The sequence below is a fragment of the Faecalibacterium sp. DFI.5.82 genome (assembly GCF_029076575.1).
GTDB classification, from domain to species: domain Bacteria; phylum Bacillota; class Clostridia; order Oscillospirales; family Ruminococcaceae; genus Faecalibacterium; species Faecalibacterium duncaniae.
In genome coordinates this window covers 1-582 of record NZ_JARFIS010000043.1, presented here as the reverse complement: position 1 = coordinate 582, position 582 = coordinate 1, and the positions used below count along the sequence as shown (strand labels likewise).

2 protein-coding genes are annotated in these 582 nt (G+C 52.1%); both read right to left on the bottom strand.

All coding sequences use genetic code 11. The features are described 5' to 3' along the window. Window positions 1-351 (bottom strand): hypothetical protein (locus P0G09_RS15465; protein WP_275253088.1); only part of this gene is annotated, 351 nt, incomplete at its 3' end. 63 nt (window positions 352-414) lie between these two features. Further along, window positions 415-576, bottom strand: a complete 162-nt coding sequence (locus P0G09_RS15460; protein WP_275253089.1) for a hypothetical protein — start codon at window positions 574-576, stop codon at window positions 415-417. Between the last annotated feature and the right edge of the window lie 6 nt (window positions 577-582).

The window sequence follows — 582 nt, the reverse complement described above, 5'->3', positions numbered from 1 at the left end:
TCCTAGATCTACTATCAGCTTCTGCACCAATGCTGTCTGTACAAAACGATCCGATAATTCTTTCCAAACCTGCCCCAGCGGAACATCATCAAAGCAGTGAAAATCCGGAATAACTGCCCTCTCTGCCAAAAGTTCCTCGCTTGCATTCAATTGAATGCCAACTACAGCATAGTATACACTGCAGATATAGTTCCGGAACAGTCCCTCCCACGCCGGACAATCGCCTGTCCAGTAAATCTGAGCATAGCCCTCCAAGGGATCATTCAATTCGTTCCGGTCCGCATAGCGGAATGTACGGCACTCGATCTCCTTTCGTGCGCTTTCCACTGATCGGTAGTGATACAAGTTCATTCTTCTCTCCTCCTACAAAGAACAAAGATCCCGGAGGGCGTTTCTGCCCTCCGGGATCTTTACTTATTTCAGCACGATCTCATCGTTCTCAGCATCCACGGTCAGGGTGGAGCCGGAAACAAGGGTACCGTCGATGATCTTTTCAGCGGCGGGGTCCTCCACAGCCTTGCGGATGGTCCGGCACAGGTCGCGGGCACCAAACTTGCCGCCCTGGCTCTTGTGCACCAGCGC